At 44.0% G+C, this 19,337-nt stretch carries 11 protein-coding genes and 1 tRNA gene; 7 read left to right on the plus strand and 5 right to left on the minus strand.

Annotated features, from left to right (window positions below; genetic code table 11):
• The first annotated feature begins 20 nt into the window (after window positions 1-20).
• From PSU72_RS03685 to PSU72_RS03715, 7 genes are all read left to right on the plus strand, one after another.
• Window positions 21-6,098 (plus strand): Ig-like domain-containing protein, encoded by a 6,078-nt coding sequence (locus tag PSU72_RS03685; RefSeq protein ID WP_300431598.1) that lies wholly within the window; start codon window positions 21-23, stop codon window positions 6,096-6,098.
• Between the two features lie 217 nt (window positions 6,099-6,315).
• Window positions 6,316-11,328 carry a cadherin-like domain-containing protein gene (locus PSU72_RS03690; RefSeq protein ID WP_300430774.1) on the plus strand — a complete coding sequence of 1,671 codons (5,013 nt, stop codon included), beginning with the start codon at window positions 6,316-6,318 and terminating at the stop codon, window positions 11,326-11,328.
• Window positions 11,329-11,532: 204 nt separating this feature from the next.
• A tRNA-Ser gene (locus tag PSU72_RS03695) sits at window positions 11,533-11,622 on the plus strand.
• Between the two features lie 204 nt (window positions 11,623-11,826).
• Window positions 11,827-12,552 (plus strand): Crp/Fnr family transcriptional regulator, encoded by a 726-nt coding sequence (locus tag PSU72_RS03700; RefSeq protein WP_300430776.1) that lies wholly within the window; start codon window positions 11,827-11,829, stop codon window positions 12,550-12,552.
• A gap of 195 nt (window positions 12,553-12,747) precedes the next feature.
• Entirely contained in the window at window positions 12,748-13,083 is a 336-nt protein-coding gene (locus PSU72_RS03705; RefSeq protein WP_300430778.1) for a hypothetical protein, read from the plus strand.
• Window positions 13,084-13,160: 77 nt separating this feature from the next.
• On the plus strand, window positions 13,161-13,622 hold the full coding sequence (locus PSU72_RS03710; protein WP_300430779.1) for an Rrf2 family transcriptional regulator: 462 nt from the start codon (window positions 13,161-13,163) through the stop codon (window positions 13,620-13,622).
• Window positions 13,623-13,741: 119 nt separating this feature from the next.
• Entirely contained in the window at window positions 13,742-14,968 is a 1,227-nt protein-coding gene (locus PSU72_RS03715) for a globin domain-containing protein (protein ID WP_300430781.1), read from the plus strand.
• Window positions 14,969-15,013: 45 nt separating this feature from the next.
• On the opposite strand, the gene PSU72_RS03720 is transcribed toward PSU72_RS03715, so the two are convergent.
• The 5 genes from PSU72_RS03720 to PSU72_RS03740 are packed head-to-tail and all read right to left on the minus strand — an operon-like array spanning window position 15,014 to window position 19,129.
• The gene (locus PSU72_RS03720) at window positions 15,014-16,183 is read right to left on the minus strand and encodes a DUF1501 domain-containing protein (protein WP_300430783.1); all 1,170 of its coding nucleotides are present in this window, start codon (window positions 16,181-16,183) and stop codon (window positions 15,014-15,016) included.
• 2 nt (window positions 16,184-16,185) lie between these two features.
• Window positions 16,186-17,580: a DUF1800 domain-containing protein gene (locus PSU72_RS03725; RefSeq protein ID WP_300430785.1), complete on the minus strand. Its 1,395-nt coding sequence runs from the start codon at window positions 17,578-17,580 to the stop codon at window positions 16,186-16,188.
• A 29-nt stretch (window positions 17,581-17,609) separates the two neighbouring features.
• A complete protein-coding gene (locus PSU72_RS03730) occupies window positions 17,610-18,113 on the minus strand; it encodes a periplasmic heavy metal sensor (RefSeq protein ID WP_300430787.1) in 504 nt (167 codons plus the stop codon).
• 3 nt (window positions 18,114-18,116) lie between these two features.
• Window positions 18,117-18,563, minus strand: a complete 447-nt coding sequence (locus tag PSU72_RS03735) for a hypothetical protein (protein WP_300430789.1) — start codon at window positions 18,561-18,563, stop codon at window positions 18,117-18,119.
• The gene (locus PSU72_RS03740) at window positions 18,560-19,129 is read right to left on the minus strand and encodes an RNA polymerase sigma factor (protein ID WP_300430791.1); all 570 of its coding nucleotides are present in this window, start codon (window positions 19,127-19,129) and stop codon (window positions 18,560-18,562) included. The genes PSU72_RS03735 and PSU72_RS03740 overlap by 4 nt, the downstream gene beginning before the upstream one ends.
• Window positions 19,130-19,337: the final 208 nt, after the last annotated feature.

The following is a 19,337-nucleotide window of genomic DNA, read 5'->3' on the forward strand; positions in this document are numbered from 1 at the left end:
CGAGCCCAGCGACCGTCACGATCAACCCAGTGACGCCGGTGAACGACGCGCCAGTGGCTACGGCCTATGCCGTTACAGCAGGCGAAGATACGCCAACTATCGCTGTTAATTTAACAGGCACAGACGTTGACGGTACGATTGCTACGGTTAAAGTGAGCACATTGCCAACCGCATTGCAGGGCGTGTTGTATTTAGCTGATGGTGTAACACCTGTGACAACTGCTATGAATTTAACTCCAGCTCAAGCGGCGGGTTTGAAATTTGTACCAACACTTAATTTTAATGGTACCGTGACAATTCCATTCACAGTGACTGATAACTTAGGTTTGGTTTCAGTTGCACCCGCAAATGCGGTGATTACAATCACAGCGGTTGATGATGCACCAGTAAATACATTGCCGGCGACCTTTACGACAAATGAAGATACTTCAGTGAAACTTGTTGGTTTATCAATCGCCGATGTAGACGCTGGTGGAAATAATGTCACTGTAACGTTATCAGTTCCAACTGGTATATTAACTGCTGCGACTGCAGGCGGTGTGACTATCACTGGTTCAGGCACAGGTAGCCTACAATTAACAGGTACAGTCGCTAATATCAATGCTTACTTGGCGACGGTTGCTAACCAGCCAACTTACGTGCCTGTTGCTGATGCTAACGGTAATGTCACATTAACGATGACGACTAACGACAACGGCAACACAGGAACAGGTGGCCCATTATCTGATGTTGATACAAGCACGATTACAATTACAGCGGTGAACGATGCGCCTGCAGGAGTAGATAAAGCAGTTACCATTAATGAAGATAATACATATACCTTTGCAGCGGCAGATTTTGGATTTACAGATACAAATGACACACCAGCCAATGCGTTGCAATCTGTCATTATTACTACGCTGCCAACTAACGGTACTTTAACTCTAGGCGGAAGCCCAGTATTGGTAGGTGCGATTATTCCAGCAGGTAGCTTAGGCACTTTAATTTTTACACCGGCAGCCAACGCTAACGGTGCTGCTTATGCTAATTTCACCTTCCAAGTAGTTGACAATGGCGGCACTGCTAACGGTGGTCAAAACACCGACCAAAGCGCGAACACCGTCACCATTAACGTGACGGCCGTGAACGATACGCCAACAATCACTTCAGCAGCAAGCATTGCTGTAACGGAAGATGTTGCGACTAAGTTAACTGGTTTGAGCTTCGGTGATGTGGATGCAGGAGGAGGTAGCATTACCGTTACGCTTACTGTTCCAGCAGGCAGCCTCACGGCTATTTCAGGTAGTGGTGTTGTCGTGGGAGGTACATCTACGGCACTCACATTAACAGGTACATTGGCGTCGATTAACACCTTTGTAAGCACAGGTTCGGGTGTTAGCTACACAACAGCGCTTAATGCTAACGGCACTGTTACTTTAGCAGTTAACATTAACGATAACGGTAACACTGGTATAGACCCAGGCTTAACTGGCACTGCAACTAATGAGCAAGCGAATCTTAACGTTACTCTAAATATTACTGCAGTGAACGACGCTCCAACAGCAAACGTTGATTCAGCGAGCGTCACCGAATCAGGTAATAACGTTGGTGTGTTACAAAACAATGCGCTCGATGCATTTGCTGGTACGCCAACAGGGACAGGCAACGTACTCACTAACGATACCGACCCAGACTCTGGTGATACTAAAACGGTTACATTGGTGAATGGTGTTGTTATCAACGTGACTGATACGGTAGTTGTTGGCACTTATGGTAGTTTGACGATTAAGGCTGATGGTACTTACACTTATACCTTGAATAATGCTGACGTTGATACGCAAACCCTGACTCAGGGTCAAGTAGCGCATGACATCTTTACTTACACACTGAAAGATACGGCAGGCTTAACTGGTAGTGCAAACTTAGATGTCACTGTTACAGGTACTAACGATAGACCGATCTTAGATTTGAATCCGAGTGCGCCATTAGATGAAGGCGATTACGTGGTTAGTTTCACTGAAAATGGAACGCCGATTGCAATTGCTGCAGCTGGTATGACCATTACAGACGTGGATGATACCTTTATGGAGTCAGCGACCATCAATCTAACAAATGCCTTTGCTGGCGATGCGTTGGCAGTTGGAAGTCTACCATCCGGTATTACGGCTTCTGTCGTTGGTAATATCATCACATTAACGGGCCATGCGACTCTTAGCGCATACCAAACTGCGATTAAAGCAATTACTTTTGTGAACACTTCTGAAAATCCAGTAGGTGGTGCAGGTAATGAGCGTTATATCGCCGTAACGGTGAATGATGGTCAAGCGGAAGCTATATCACATGCAACAATCATTACTGTGAATCCAGTGAATGATGTTCCAGTGGCGGTTGGGAGTACTAACACGGCTCCAGAAGATAGCGCATCAATCACTGTTCAGCTGCAAGGGACGGATGTTGATGGCACCGTTGCAAGCTTTGTATTAACGACCTTGCCTGTGAATGGGGCACTTTACACTGACGCTGCATTAACAATATTAGCTGTTATAGGTACTAATTATCCAGCAACAGGTAATGCTTTGAACTTCTACTTTAAACCAGCTGCAGATTGGAATGGCACGACTAGCTTGAATTTTAACGCGGTTGATAACAACGGTGGAGTATCTGCTGCAACAGCAACGGAAACGATCGTTGTTACACCTGTTGATGATGGCCCTCCAGTTGCGGTAAATGACTCGTTCCAAGCTTTAGTCGGTCAGACGATTACATTCACGCGCGCGCAATTGCTGGCGAATGATAGTTTGCTTGATAATGCAACATTGACTGCTACAGGCGGATTGCCAACGGGATTAACGTATAACGCTGCTACGCAAACTTACACATACTCACCGGCTGCGACAGGTACAGGTTCATTTACTTATACTTTGACAGATCAAGATGGTCAAACAAGTGTGGCTACAGTTAACTTGCAGGCTTTTAATAGCCACGACGATCTGGCTACAGTGAATGAGTCTGCTTTAGCTGATGGTACAGGCGGCGGCGTTAAAGTGACATCAGGGACTTTGTTTACAAATGACTCAGCTGCCCCAGGCCCATTATCTGGTGCAATTACTGCTGTAGCGGCAGGAGCTAACACCACAATTATTAGCAATACGGCTGTTGGCACTGTGCATACTATCGTGACTAACTATGGTACTTTGGTAGTTGATTATGCGACAGGTAACAATGGTACTTACTCTTACACGCTTAACAACAAGGTTGATAACGACACTCAAACTGGTGCAACAAACACTGAGTTTGTGGAGACATTTACCTATACACGTACAGGTGGCACGGCTAACTTAGTCGTTTCAATCAAAGATGACGTACCAACTGCAGTAAACGGTACGATTGAAGTCCCACAATCGACTAACGTGACTAACTATAATTTAGTCTTGATGCTTGATGTTTCTGGCAGTATGTCTGCTACGAATTCTGGTGGTGGAGTGCGCGTTGTCGATGCCAACGGTAATGTGGCAATTTCTACTCGATTAGCCGTCGCTAAGCAGGCTATGGTTGATTTGGTGAGTCGATACTTTGACGAGTCAGCATCTGTATCTGTTAAGTTTGGTGTATTTTCTTCAACAGCACAGACAGATAACATTGTTTACACCACTAAAGCTGCGGCAATTGCGGCGATTAATGGATTGGCAAACCTAGCCAGTGGTACCGATTATCAAGATGGTTTGACCACTATGGTGAGTATGTTTGGTACTGTTGATACTGCTAAGTCAAATATTGGATACTTTATCTCGGATGGTGTACCTACCGAACAAGATACAGTTAACCCAGCAAATACATCAGGTTATACAGCGTTCTTAGCCGCTAACCCATCAGTTAAATCATATGCGATTGGTATTGGTGGTGGCATTAATAATACTGTACCACTCGATGGTATTCATAACGTAGATGCTGATGGTAATAATGTTAAAGACTCAGCTATTTTGGTGAACGACTTAAATGGCTTGTCAGCAGCGTTAACTGCAACTATTCCAGTCTCGTTTGGTGGTAGTATCGGTTCAAAAACAGCTACTTCATTTGCTGATTTTGGGGCGGATGGCGGACATATTGAATACATCGATATGTTGCTTGATAGCAATGATGCCGGCACAGTGCCAGATACAGTCGTGCGCTTTACCTATAATGCCACGACAAATCAGATCACTTATGACAATTTCTATCTAACTGGTACACATACCACAGTAACGGTAGCTGGTGATTCAATCACGTTAAATGCGGCATTGGGCTTTGTGAAAGGTACTCTTAAATTCACCTTTAGTTCTGGCGAATATGTGTATTACACTCAAGGTGCTGCTGCGAGTGGAGACCAGTTTGATATTATTTACAAGGTGATTGATAACGATGGAGATACAGCTACAGCTGTTGAGACTATTAAGATTATTGATGGTAAACCACGTGCTTATGATGACCATGATACTTTGTTGCCAAAAAATACATTCTTTGATGGCAATGTTGTTAGTGGCGTAAGTACTGATGGTATTAACCAATCTGTAACAGTATTTAGTGCAGGGGCTGGCGCAGATAATGCTGTTGATAATGCCGCAGTGACGTCGATTACCTTTAAAGGCGTAACGTTTAATTTAACAACGCCAAGTTCAGGCACTTTAGCTGGTGGTACGTATACGATTAATGCCGCTAAAGAATTGAGCTGGACTAGCTCAACTGATGCAACGAACACTCTGGTTTTTCAAGGTGACGGCTATTATAAATATACCCCGCCATCAACACAGACTACTGCACCAGCTCAACTTGCTTTAGTCACTACAAGTTTTAATACAGCTGCTTTAGTTGCTGCAGGAGGTTTGACTATATTAGGTGCAGCAAGAGGCAGCAATTTAAACATTGCGAGTGCTGCAAATATTGACTACACAGATACAGGTGTAGGTATTACGGGTGGTAATGCCAATAACCGAGTAGATAACTTAGAAACACTTATTATTAACTTCAACCGAGCTAACTATGCACAAGGTGTTCAAAATGTAACGCTTAACATTAATGCGGCTGGCAGTAATTTGGCGGCAGGTTCAGCAGTTGCTGTGAGTGTGTATGATATTTTAGGTAATTTATTGGGTCAAGTAGCCATTGGAACAGAGGGTTTAGTTGCGTTGCCAGCTAACTGGAGCAATATTGGTAGCATACGTATTGAGCCAAATAGTAATGCATCGGTGCTCATTGATGGTATTACCTTTAATCCTGTTGTTTTAAATACTACAGCTACCAATATAGCTGATGAAATTATCAGCTATACCATTACCGATACTCAGGGCAGCACGTCATCAGCCACTTTAGATTTGCATGTGGTGACCAATGAGATTCAGGGTACAGCGGGTGCAGAAACAATCACAGGCACTAATGCTAATGATGCGATTGCTGGTTTTGCTGGAAATGACATCATCAACGCCGGCGCAGGTAGTGATATTGTTAAAGGCGGCGATGGTGATGACACCATAGATGGCGGAGCAGGCGACGATCAGCTTTATGGTGATGCAGGTAATGACACTATTACAGGTGGCTTAGGCAATGACCAAATATATGGTGGCGACGGTAATGACAACCTACAAGGTAACGCAGGTGATGATGTTATTTACGGCGGAGCAGGCGCTGACACTATTATTGGAGGTGCAGGAAAAGATATTATTATCGGTGGCGCAGGTAATGACATCCTCACTGGTGGTATTGGTGGGGCTGATTCTGAATCTGATACTTTCAAATGGGAGCTTGCCGATAAAGGAGTCAAAGGTGCGCCAGCTAGCGATACTGTGACTGACTTTAATGTAGCGGCGGTTTCGTCTGGTGGCGATGCGCTAGACTTACGTGATCTACTCACCAGTGAAAATCATGCTGTTGGTGTAGGTAATTTGGCAAGTTACTTACATTTTGAAAAGTTGGGAAGTGACACTATTGTTCATGTAAGTTCAAATGGTGAGTATGTGGCAGGCTTTAGTGCAGCAAAAGATGTTCAAACTATCACCCTAACTAATGTAGATTTAGTGACAGGTTTTGCGAACGATCAAGCAATTATTGCTGATTTACTTGCCAAACAAAAACTAATTACTGATTAGTTTTACTTAGTGTTTTAAGTCTTAAAAAGGCCATGCTTTTGCATGGCCTTTTTAATTGTAAACAATTGATAAATGACTCCTTGGTTTGATCATTAATTATTGATTTTAATAGTGTTTTTTAATTTAGCCACCCATTTGGGTAGGTGTGAGAGCGGTGCTTTGTCGGTATTATTCGACCATAAATAAACCTTAATTTTTATGGCGAGAGCGAAATATCATGAGCATTTTTTATAGTTATTATTACGGTTGTGGCTATAACCCTTGTGTTGGTTATAAGTATAATTGTTATGAACCTAATGTTGCTCCCGTTGCAAAAAATGATTGTTTTTCTGGCTGTGAAGATAAGCCGGTAGTTATTTCAGTTGCTAACTTATTAAGTAACGATAGTGATAAAGATCACGATAAATTAACCCTTACGAGTGTGCAAGGTGCTTTGAATGGCACGGTATCGTTGGTTAATGGCACTGTGACATTTACGCCAATCGCTAACTATAATGGTCCCGCGTCATTTACCTATACCGTTTCAGATGGAAATGGTGGTACTAGCACAGCTACAGTCAACCTATCGATTAGCCCTGTGAATGATCGCCCAGATGCTGTGAATGACAACATCGCTGTGACGGCTCTAGGCAAGGTGACTATTGATCCAGCAACACTTTTGGCTAACGACCAAGATGTAGATGGCGACAAGTTGACAATTACCTCAGTACAATGTGCCACTCACGGTACAGTTGCCTTAGTTAACGGCAAAGTAGTATTTACGCCAGATGCAGGCTACAGTGGTCCAGCTACATTTACTTATACCATCAGCGATGGCAAAGGTGGTTGCGGAAATGCAAGTAGCGATACTGCTACAGTTTGTTTGACTATTCCAAAAGACAACACGGCACCAAATGCGGTAAATGATAGCGTGACAGGCCAAGAAGACCGTGCGTTTGTCATCACTATGGCTACATTATTGGCGAATGATACAGATGCAAACGGTGACAAGCTCACTGTTACTAGTGTGCAAGCAGGCGTGCACGGCACGGTTGCTATTGTGAGTGGTCAAGTGGTTTTCACACCAGACGCTAATTACAACGGCCCAGCTTCATTTACTTACACCATTTCAGATGGTAAAGGCGGCACTGACACGGCGACAGTCAGCCTGAATATCAACCCAGAAAATGATGCGCCAGATGCTATTAATGATGGCGTTATTACAGGTAAGGAAGATACATCTCTTGCCATTAACTTTGCAACTTTACTTGCAAATGATATCGATATTGATGGCGACAAACTCAGCATCACCAGCGTGCAAGCGGGCGTGCATGGCACGGTTGCGATTGTCAGCGGTCAGGTAGTGTTCACACCAGACGCTAATTACAACGGCCCAGCTTCATTTACTTATACTATTTCAGATGGCAACGGCGGTGTTGATACCGCTACCGTTAACTTGAATATTTCTCCTGTAGATGATGCGCCTGTGGTTGGAAACTCCTCGGTTACTGTGTCAGAAGAAGGTCTTGTTAACGGTATTGTTGATGCTGTGGGTAATCCAACTGACACGACAAATGTCACGGTAGTGACAGGCTCTGTTGCTGTGTCAGATGCAGACTCAGCAACTTTAGCTGTGACGCTTGTTGCACCTACGGAGCAATATAGCTCGCATGGTACTTTGGTTTCATGGAGCGGGGCAGGGACGAACACTTTGGTGGGAACGGCAGGCGCTGTCACTGTTGCTACGTTGACTATCAATGACAGTGGTCACTATAACTTTACACTAACAGGTACGCTAGACCATCCTGATATGACATCAGAGGATGTGTTAAACCTGCAGTTTGGTGTAAAAGCTTCTGATGGCACATCATCAACTTTAGGCACTATTACGGTAACAGTTGAAGATGATGCGCCTAGCGCCTTGGCTCAACAGGTCGATTTAGTTGAATCTACTAACGTCAATGTCATGATTGTGCTGGATACATCAGGCAGTATGGCAACAACCGACGGTATTAATGGGCAAACGCGTTTACTTACAGCCACTCAGTCTATCGTTAAGCTGTTAGATCAATACGATACTACAAGCAACGTGATGGTGAGATTGGTGACATTCTCTACCAATGCTTCTGCGCTTGCTAACGAGTGGGTAACCGTAGCTGCGGCTAAATTGTTACTCAATGACATCATAGCGACAGGTGGAACAAATTATGATGAAGCTTTGGGCGATGCAGCAACTGCTTTTGCAGACCCAGGCAAGCTCACTAATGCGCAAAATGTGAGTTATTTCTTTTCAGATGGCGCCCCTACATATGGCTCAGGCACTACGGATGAATTGACGCCAGCAGGTCAAAGCCCAGGAACTCCAGCGGTCAATGGTACAGGCTATGATCAGTCTGGTGCTGATACAGGTATTCAAGTCAGTGAAGAGCAAGCTTGGAAAGACTTTTTAAGTGCTAACCATGTGAAGTCCTATGCATTAGGCATCGGCTCAGGCATTGCTAACCCAGCTTATCTAGATCCCGTGGCATACAATGGCCAAGCGCAAACTGACATGAGTGGCCTATTAGTGAACGACTTTAATCAACTAGATGGTGTTTTAGTTAGCTCGATTAAAGAGGTCAATGGCCAGCTAATCACTGGCGCATATGGCTTTGGCGCGGATGGTGGTTATGTTGAATCAATCAAAGTAGGTAATGAAACCTATTCATTTAACGCAAATACTGGTGCTATTACACAAGTAGGTGGTGCATCGACATATACCTATAACGCAACAACGCACGTATTAACTGTTACCACAAGTGTTGGCGGTAAATTCACGGTGGACATGGATAATGGCATTTACAGTTACACCCCTGCAAATGGCTCAGCAAACCAGCCAAATGATGTGATTACATTTAAATTGGTGGATGGCGATGGCGACTATGCAGCCTCTACCATTACTTTTGTTAAACCATTTGTAAACAACCTGCCAGAAGCAACCAATGATAGTGGCATTACTGGCAATGAAGATACTCCATTAGCCATTAATTTTGCGACATTACTGGCTAACGACAAAGATGTTGATGGTGATACGCTCACTATTAGCAGCGTGCAAGCGGGTGAGCATGGCACGGTTGCCATTGTGAATGGTCAAGTGGTTTTCACGCCTACCGCTCATTACAACGGCCCTGCTTCATTCACTTACACTGTGGCTGATGGAAATGGTGGATTTAATACAGCAACGGTCAGTTTAAATATCGCTGCTGCTATTCATAATGTTGAAGTCGCTTCGGTATCAGTCAACGTGTCTGAAGAAGGCTTAGCAGGTGGCTTGCAAGATACTACAGGCAACCCAGATACTACCAATGCCAGTTCGATTGAAGGTAATTTGCAAATTAGCAATGCCGCTGGTAACTTAACGATTACGTTGTCACAACCTAGTGAGGTGTTGACTTCTGGCGGTGTGGCGGTGACTTGGTTAGGAAGTGGTACGCAACAATTAACAGCCATGGCTGGTACACATGCAGTCGCAACAGTGAGTGTCGATAATTCAGGACATTATGCCTTTAAATTATTGGCTCCAGTGGATCATAGTGGTGTAAATGTTGAAGATGTGAAAACCATTAACTTTGGCGTGACTGTTGCGGATGGCGTAACCTCAGCAACTAGCACACTCACAGTGGGTATCGAAGATGATTCACCAGTCGCAATCAATAAATCAGATTCTTTTGCGATGATAGACACCAATCTACTCATTACTTTAGACACTTCAAACTCTATGAATGATGTCAGTGGTATTAATGCCGAAACTCGCTTGCAAAGCGCAGTGAATTCTATCGAACGTTTGATGGATATTTATGATGGTTTTGGCGAAGTACGCGTACGCTTGGTCACTTTCTCAAGCAATGCAGAAACTCAAGGCACTGAGTGGGTCACGTTAAGTGCAGCAAAAACTATACTCGATGGTATTTTAACGACCGGCGGCACTACTAACTACGATGGCGCAATTGCCAATGCAATGACTGCCTTTACTGATCCAGGAAAAATTAGTGGCGCACAAAATATTAGCTATTTCTTTTCTGATGGTAATCCAAACAGAGCAGATGGCAGCAATACAACATTATCTAACGTAGGTTCAAGCGTAGGCCCTGATAACGGCATTCAAGTAGCAGAAGAAGCTATTTGGAAAGACTTTCTTAAAGTGAATCAGATTAAATCATACGCAATTGGTATGGGCGCTGGTCTTACAGACGTCTCGTATTTGAATCCAATTGCATACGACGGACAAGCTCGACAAGATGTAAATGGCGTAGTAGTAACGGAGATGGGGCAGCTAGATGGCGTACTTGCCAGCACCGTTAACGCTTTCCCAGGTCAATTGTTATCAGGTGGTTTGTTAGCAGCGCATAGCGGCGTAGGGGCTGATGGCGGTTATGTAAAATCAATTACGGTCGAAAGCGTAACCTATGCTTTTGACCCAGTAACCGATACTGTTAGCAATGCGACCAATGGCTTAATGCATTTTGACACAGTTACTAGACAGCTCACCGTGACATTAAGCTCAGGTGGTCACTTTATGGTCGATATGGATGAAGGTACCTATCAATATCAAGCGCCAGCGGTATTATCAAATGCAATAGCCGAGCATTTTGACTACGTGATTGTTGATAAAGACGGCGATCAAGCGGCAGCCACAGTGACTTTTGATGTAGATAGAGCCAATGTCACTATCGGCACGACAGGTGCAGACACCCTGATAGGGGTAGCTGGTCCAGACGTGATACTAGGTCGTGAGGGTGATGACATATTAATTGGCGGTGGCGGCAAAGACGATTTATTAGGTGGCGATGGCGATGACACCTTAATCGGTGGCGCAGGATTTGACACAATGTCCGGTGGGTTAGGTGCAGATACCTTTGTATGGGCATTAGCTGATGCAGGCGTTAAAGGCAATCCGGCAATCGACATCGTGACAGATTTTGATGTAGCAAGTAAGGCTTCAGGCGGCGATGTACTGGATTTACGTGATTTGCTGGTAGGTGAAAACCATGCTTCAGGCATCGGTAATCTTGCCAGCTACTTGCACTTTGAAAAAGCAGGTGCTGATACCGTTGTTCATGTCAGCGCAACAGGTGAGTTTGCTGGTGGCTTCAATGCAGCAAACGACGTACAAACTATCACGCTGCTTAATGTAGACTTGATTACCAGTTTCGCGAACGATCAAGCGGTGATTCAAGATTTGCTGACTAAAAATAAGCTCACTGTAGATTAATGGGTGGATTAGTAAGCGGATTAATAAATTTACTGCTTTAAATAGATTTATTCAATAAACAACGTTAAGCCTCTATTCATTTGATTAGAGGCTTTTTCTTTATGATAGACATACTTAAGACTCGCGCGATTTGCATTGGTATGATTAGGCTCCGTGCGATATAATGCTTCGGTTTCCAAGTATGTAAATCAAGTATCAAAATTCGGATGAGTGGCTGAGCGGTTGAAGGCACCACCCTGGAAAGGTGGCACAGGGGCAACTCTGTCGCGGGTTCGAATCCCGCCTCCTCCGCCAATTTACGTAATATTCTATCGCAGGTCTGTAAAATAGTAAGCTGTTGATAATTATCATATTTCGTATGATAATCAGCGTTTGTAATTCATACAAAGTCGCTACAAATGCTTTTTTATAAGTCTGACCTAAGCCTTGCTTCAATTATGCATAAATTAATTGTTTGTAAATTTACTCAATTTGGTTACGTAAATTAAAAATTCACACATGGCAAAATCAATTATACCTCTTAGCCCTAAGCAAAATAACATACTTGCAGCCCTGAATAAGCCAGATTTTGAGCGGATTGCACCTGAGCTAGAGTTAGTGGAAATGCCGCTTGGATGGAAGCTTGCTGAGGCTGGGGATCATGTTAAGTTTATTCACTTTCCAATTAGTGGCATCGTTTCACTCATATACGATCTTGAGGACGGATCTTCAAGTGAAATAGCAATTGTTGGCAATGAAGGGATGATTGGTATATCTATCTATATGGGCGGTGACAGTATGCCTAGTAGCACAGAGGTTCAATGTGCAGGCCATGCTTACCGGCTAAGTCGAAAGCTTTTGAAAGAAGAGTTTGCTCTTGGTGGCCAACTTCAAAAAATTGCTCTACTTTACACGCAAGCCTTAATCGCACAGACATCTCAGACTGCTGTGTGCAATCAACATCACTCTCTTGATCAGCAGCTTTGCCGTTGGTTATTGATGAGTATTGATAGATTGCATGAAAATGAAATTGTAATCACACAATTTTTGATTTCCAAACTACTAGGCGTGCGTAGGGAATCTGTAACCGATACGGTAGGTAAGTTACAAAAAGATGGAATAATTAAATGTACACGTGGACGTATTGCAGTGCTAAATCGCCCTAAGCTTGAAGAGCGAGTTTGTGAGTGTTATGCCGCTGTTACAGAAGAGTACAAACGTTTGTTGCCACCTGTGGTCAAGTAGCAGTAACTTGCATCGGCAGTTTACGGTGTTTAATTTTCCATATAGCACAGGCAGCTAGCCTAAATATTTTCAAATAGTTGCGACGGATTGCTTATCGCTTTTACGTTTAATGATTACATTAGAACTCAATCACATAGTTCGGAATGTTCAGCACTTAACATTAAATATAAGCAAATTAAACACAGGAGCAATCATATGAACAAACTATTACTTTCTATTATGGCTATAGCAGTTTCAGCTACTTTCGCAACCTCTTCAATGGCTGGTGTTAGAGATCCTAATGTGAATAAGCATCAACACAATCAAGATAGACGCATTGCGCAGGGCGTTAAATCAGGTGAGTTGACCAGAGGTGAGGTAAAAGATTTACGTGGTGATCAAAGAAGTATTCGTCAAGAAGAGCGTGCGTTTAAGTCGGATGGTAACTTGACTAAGGATGAGCGCCAAGAGTTGCATCAAGATCAACATGCGGCGAGTAAAGAAATCTATCAAGAAAAACATGACGCGCAAGAGCGCCCTAGAGCAAATTAAGGCAAGCGGCAATCAAGTTTAACTTTTATAGATGTACATATGTTGCATTTTATATGCAACATATGTAATATGCACGAATGCAATTAACAAAATTTACAGATTTAAGTTTGCGCGTACTAATGTATCTGACGCAGGAAGACCGCATGTTGCCTGTGACAATTAATGAAATCGCGGAGCAGTTTAGCGTTCCGCGTAATCATTTGATTAAAGTGGTGACGCGCTTAAATAAATTGGGTTGGGTCTCAGCTACACGCGGAAGAAATGGTGGTTTGCGTCTGGGCATGCAAGCCAATCTGTTAAAACTGGGAGATGTATTGCAAGAATTAGAGAATGCTACCGCCTTGATTGATTGTGCCAAACCACCTTGCGCGTTAAAAGGGCAGTGCCATCTAAAAGAGATTTTAGATGTAGGTTTAAAGGCTTTTTATGAGCATATGAATACGTTTTCATTGGCTGATGTTGTGAATCATAAAACGCAGTCTGCCGTGATTAGTATGCACCAGCGTTATCAGGTGTTATTACAAGACAAGGCTGCATAGGCCTAAAGTTATAAATATAGATTTAGTCGTTACGCACGCTAATTTTTTATTCCACACTCAAGCGAGTGTATTTTTTTACATAATATGTTGCATGTTATATGCAACTTTTAGGAGAAGTAATGTTATCTGCAAATGCAAAACCTTATATTGATGCCAGTGTTCCTGTGCTACGTGAGCATGGTCTAGCCATTACTACGGTCTTTTATAAAAACATGCTCACTGCGCATCCTGAGTTGAAAAATCTATTCAACTTGGGTAATCAAGCCAACGGCTCACAACAACAGTCATTAGCTTCAGCAGTTTTTGCTTACGCCGCAAATATTGAAAACGCAGCTGCCTTAGCACCTGTGATTGAGCGCATTGTGCATAAGCATGCTTCGATTGGCATTAAACCCTCACATTATCCAATTGTTGGACGCTACTTGTTAGGTGCAATTAAAGAAGTATTGGGCGATGCCGCTACAACGAATTTAATTGCTGCGTGGGACGAGGCTTATTGGTTGCTGGCTGGCGAGTTAATTGCGGCAGAAGCGCGCCTTTACCAAACGGCAGGTTTTGAGGCAGATAGCTGGATGAAGTTAATAGTTGTCGATAAAGTGCAACAAGGTGCGGATATTGTTTCCTTTACATTGCAGCCTGCAGATCATCAAGCACTGCCCAATTTTAAGCCAGGACAGTACGTATCTGTCGCAACGTATTTAGATGATTTACAACTCAGACAATTACGCCAATATAGTTTATCTGATGCGCCAAGTAAAAATAGTTTACGCATTTCAGTTAAGTGTGAAAAGGGCGATGAATTTAGGCCGGAAGGTAAAGTTTCAAATTGGCTGCATCAGCATGTGCATATTGGGGATATTCTGGACGTGAGCCATCCTTATGGAAATTTCACGCCAGATATTTTAGCAAGTCATCCAATTGGTTTGATTTCAGCTGGGGTTGGTTTCACGCCGATGATTTCAATGCTCAATAGCCTCGCTGACGAAAATCCAAATCGGCCTGTGTTGTTTGCACATGCGGCTAGATCTAAGCAGCATTTATCGCATTGGCAAGATGTCAATTTAGCAAAAGTGGCTATGCCGTATCTGCATCATGCTTTGTATCTAAACGAGTGCCATGAAAAAGAAGACGGTGTGACGATAGGTAAGATGAACTTATCAGATGTATTGTCGCCAGCTTCTCAGGCAAACTTATTTCAAGCAGAAAGTAATGAAGCCGAGTTTTATATCTGCGGCCCTCAAGCCTTTATGGATGACCAGTGGAAAACGCTTTTAGAGTTAGGCATAAGTCCTACTAAAATCCATCGTGAAGTTTTTGGCCCAGAAAGTCTCAGCCATTTAATTTAGTCAATTGATTCAATAACCATGTTCGATTCGGGTAGAAGGTTTGTGTTATGAAGTACGCAGCAAACCTTCTATCGTCTTAGTTTTATTAGCCTCTGCAAAAAGTACTTTGTTCACTTGTGTAGGATCTAACTTAAAACTCGCACTGCTAATTGAGGCGATTAGGGTCGCTAGATTAGTGGTTGGTTTAAGGTCTCGACCTTCATAAAGCGCACTGTTGCTTAATCCTGGCCAGTCTGCAAGCACTCTGCCGCCGTTAACATCACCACCAAGTATCATGGCGGTAGAGCCTGTACCGTGGTCTGTTCCACCAGTGCCATTAGTTGCTGCTGTGCGGCCGAATTCAGTTGCGACGACAATTGTTGTTTTTTGCCAGACTGGCCCTAAACCATCGCGTATCGCCGCTATCATGCTATCTAGCGATTTTAGTTGTCGCGCAAGTCTGCCTTCTTGCGCTGTATGCGTATCCCAACCACCAGTTTCTATCATAGCGACGCGAGGCCCATCTGCTTTGGCTAAAAATGAAGCTGCCAGCTTGCCAAAGCTCGCTGGGTCTTGTTTGGCACTGACATCATCCGCCATATTATTGGCTTCCATTGCCGCTGACCATAAGCTGTGTAGCTGTGCATCTTCTGCATACAACTGATTAACACGCATCAATAAATCATCAGAAGCTTGCGGTAGTGCAGAAGGCGCATAAGATGCCACTTCTATTTTGCCGCGCAAAGCCATGGGTACTGTGGCGGCAAAAGCAATAGCTTCATTCTGGGCCGATGGCAACAGCGTGAGCAGACGATTCATCCAGCCATCTTTGATTTGATAGGCCGTTGTACCAAAGGTTTCTAATACGTTTTGACCATCAAAGTGAGAGCGGCTGCGGTAGGGCGAGGCAACCGCATGTACAAACAGTGCCTGTTTGTTGGCATATAATTTAGCGGTTTCAGCCAGCGATGGATGCAGTGCAAACATGCCATCTAATTTCGTGGCTTGTGAAACATCAATTGCCAACGCGCCACGCAGTTTTGCATAGGCCGGGTCGGCGTATGGAATCACGGTGTTCAAGCCATCAGCAGCACCACGCTGGATGATAAATATAAAACGGCGGTCAGTTTCTGCTGAGGCAAAGCTGATGTAAGGCGATGCTAGCAGCACGCCGGCGCCAGCTGAAAGCATACGGAGAAAATCACGACGGTTCATATTGTTAGCCATATTGTTCATGGCTATCTCCTTAGAAATTCAGGTGAAACTAACAGGAGTGCTAAACCAGTAGAGGCACTTTCTGAACGGCTAATGGCAGTTTTTGTTTGATCGCTGACGGCACCCAAAAGCACTTTGTCCGCTAATACGCGAGCATCTAATTTATCGCCCAAAGGTGCGACTAAACGTTGCGCTAGTTCTACTCGCCTGAGAAGCGCGTTTGGCGCAGCCCATGTGGCAGCAATGTCATCAAAGCCTGCGGGGGAACCGGGTTTCCAAGTTTGTTGACCTAACTGATTTAAAATCTGCGCGATTTTGATATTGTCTAAATTTTGTCGCCCTAAACCTCTCAGCGATGAGATTAGCCATTCCCAAGGGGTTTTGAATTTTGCTGGGGCTGCCAGCCAAGATTCAGGCGCGTCAATTAGTGCACGGTAAACCTTGCTAAGGTCGCCATTGCTGGTCATATAGACTTGGGTTAATTTATTCACTAAACTTTCTGGCGGTGTATCGTTGACAAAATGTCGTGCCAGCTTGGTGGCTAGGTGCGTTGCAGTCGCTTGTGAATGCGCTAAATCAGTCAAAATGGCTTCTGCTTGTGCTTTGCCAGATTGGCTATAAGTCTTACCCATCATGTTGCGTTCGCCTGGCTCATGCAATTGTGGGCGAAATACAAAGCCATTCTTATCAGCGCTGACAGCTTTATCTTTGCCCATGCCTGCAATGCTACAACCTGTCAGTGCACGTGCAAACTCCGTGACGTCAGCTTGTGTATAGCCGCTACCCACGCCCAGCGTGTGTAGTTCCAAAATTTCGCGTGCCAGATTTTCGTTTAAGCCGCGTTTTTTATCAGGCTGTTTTTCAGCTGAACGACTGCCAGCCTTACTGTTAGGACCTATAGATTTTGCTTGGTCTAAATATAACAGCATGGCTGGATGTTGTTCTACAGCAAAGAGTAGATCTTTAAAATTCCCTAATATATTCGGACGAATCGCCTCAAACTCAAAAGCACCTGCTAAATCTGCAATTGCTGGTTTTTCAATAGAAACTGCAAAATGATTCGCCCAAAAATGCACTAAACGCTCCATAAAAGGCGTGCTGCTGGTAAGCGCTGCCGCAGCTCGCGCACTCACCGCATCTTGATAGGTATCTTTCACTTCAAGCCTAAGGGTGCGTTTCATTTCCTTTTTTTCAGCATCATCGGCTTTACGCATCTCTTGTTGCTGTTGGCCGTATTCCGCAATCAAACTCGCCGTGCTAGCTTGATTTGCCAAGCTGGCTGGCTTGGCTTGATATTGGATGAATTGATCTAGCAGCCACTTTTTAGGCTCATTCGGCACGATATCATCGGCACGTGCGCCTAAACCAAAGCGGTTCACCGCAATCGCAGCGGGGCTCATGTTAGAGGCGTTGTCCATGCTCTTTTTATTCCCAGATATCTTCAGTATTAATTATCTTTAAGCATCATGATAGGTGGTTCGCGTAAAGGTCCCTTTTTAGCTAACCCATCTGCAAACTTTTGCCTATCTTCTGCAGAAAGTGTTTCGGCATAGTTCAGCATGGTGACTTCAATCTTCATGCGCACAGCCCTATCAGCTTCACGCGTTTTGGCGAGTACAACTTCTACGGCTTGTCTATCAAAGCTTGGAGCCGCAATTAATTTGCGCACTTCTGTGCGCGCCTCGTTCGCTGTTGCCAACAGCGGTTTTGCTTCACGTCTTGCTTGGCGCAAAGTCTTTTTGAACTGTCGCTGCTGCTCTAGGCTCAAGTTTTCTGCGGCAAAGCGCAAAGCATTTTGCCCCACTTTGCTAGTTTGATTATTTACAAATAGCTTGTAAGCGCCGCCAGCAATGCTACCTATTAGAAAAAGATTCAACAGTAGCGAGGCTATTATTAGCCACTTGCTTTGTAGCCATTTACTTTCAATTTTATTCATTCTAAAACCAGTCATAATTTAAGACCACTCCTGTCCAACATCCACGTACTGCGCCATTGCGCCAGATGATTCACTTACGCCATCAATGCTTTCAGGCAACATGCCTGAAGTCCAAATTGATACAAAAAAAGCACCAGCTAATGCGCCAGCCAACCCTGTGCCAATAAAGCCAGAAACACCAAGCCAGCTTTTGATATTCCATTGCTGCCATAAGGTTTGCTTTACTCGTGAGATGTCGGCTTTTGGGGCACTGGCGACAATGCTATCAAACAGCGTGCGTTCAGCTGGTGCTAACGTATGGCTGCTAAACATTTCATCCAACAAACGTGCTTTTTCCAGCGCTTCATTCACTTCGGGTAAATTGAGTGCAATCAGTTCCTGAGCCTGGTGCTGGTAAATTTCAGGCCAATGTTTAATCGTTGCGCCATAGGCGTCAGTTAGCTTGATAAACTGTTCTATATTCATGCTTTGTGTACTCCTTGTTCTGCAAGCAATGCTCGCATATTGCGCCTGGCGCGAGATAGCAAACTTTCCAATGCATCCACGCTTACGCCCATTAAATCTGCTGCTTCTATATTTGAAAGCTCTTGATAATATTGCAACACCAAAGCCTCCCGCTGTCGGTTAGGTAAGATCGCCAGTGCTGCACTAATCACGTCACCTTGCTGCGATTTGTCTAAACGCTGCTCAGGGATTAGCGCTGGGTCTATCAGTTCTGGCGCATCCTCATCGCTGTAATCTTTGTCAGTATAGTCTTTGCGAGAGCGTAACCTGTCGTAACATAAATTAAGCGCGACTTTATGTAACCAAGTGTCAAACTTAGCGCCACCAGACTGCCAATTTTCAGCTTGTTTCCATACACGAAGAAAAGTTTCTTGCGCGACATCTTCAGCTTCACCACGGTCATTGAGCATGCGCATTCCCAGTGCTAACAACCGAGAAAGCTTTTTAGCAACCATCTCCCGAATAGCCGATTGATCGCCACGCGCAATACGCGGCAATAGTTCGGCATCAGGGTCGAGTTCATTCATGCAGTTTTTCCAGTTCTTTCATGCTTAAACGTGGGTATTTAGAATATCCGTCGGTCAATTTTAAAAAAGTTTAGCGCCATTACTATTTGCTCGGTTGATATTAATACATCTTATGCAAGTGCAATATCTGAAAATAGCTCGCTTGAAAATTGTAATGTTATCCCCATTAAAAGATTACTGTTTTTAATACCCAATTTCGATACAAATA

Origin of the sequence: Methylotenera sp. (assembly GCF_029945535.1) — a bacterium.
GTDB lineage: Bacteria > Pseudomonadota > Gammaproteobacteria > Burkholderiales > Methylophilaceae > Methylotenera.

Excerpts from the sequence above, each read along its gene's own strand:
- PSU72_RS03735 (WP_300430789.1), bottom strand. The coding sequence starts at position 18,563 with ATGAATATAGAACAGTTTATCAAGCTAACTGACGCCTATGGCGCAACG.
- PSU72_RS03690 (WP_300430774.1), top strand. The coding sequence starts at position 6,316 with ATGAGCATTTTTTATAGTTATTATTACGGTTGTGGCTATAACCCTTGT.
- PSU72_RS03720 (WP_300430783.1), bottom strand. The coding sequence starts at position 16,183 with ATGAACAATATGGCTAACAATATGAACCGTCGTGATTTTCTCCGTATG.
- PSU72_RS03730 (WP_300430787.1), bottom strand. The coding sequence starts at position 18,113 with ATGACTGGTTTTAGAATGAATAAAATTGAAAGTAAATGGCTACAAAGC.
- PSU72_RS03725 (WP_300430785.1), bottom strand. The coding sequence starts at position 17,580 with ATGGACAACGCCTCTAACATGAGCCCCGCTGCGATTGCGGTGAACCGC.
- PSU72_RS03740 (WP_300430791.1), bottom strand. The coding sequence starts at position 19,129 with ATGAATGAACTCGACCCTGATGCCGAACTATTGCCGCGTATTGCGCGT.
- PSU72_RS03715 (WP_300430781.1), top strand. The coding sequence starts at position 13,742 with ATGTTATCTGCAAATGCAAAACCTTATATTGATGCCAGTGTTCCTGTG.
- PSU72_RS03700 (WP_300430776.1), top strand. The coding sequence starts at position 11,827 with ATGGCAAAATCAATTATACCTCTTAGCCCTAAGCAAAATAACATACTT.
- PSU72_RS03705 (WP_300430778.1), top strand. The coding sequence starts at position 12,748 with ATGAACAAACTATTACTTTCTATTATGGCTATAGCAGTTTCAGCTACT.
- PSU72_RS03710 (WP_300430779.1), top strand. The coding sequence starts at position 13,161 with ATGCAATTAACAAAATTTACAGATTTAAGTTTGCGCGTACTAATGTAT.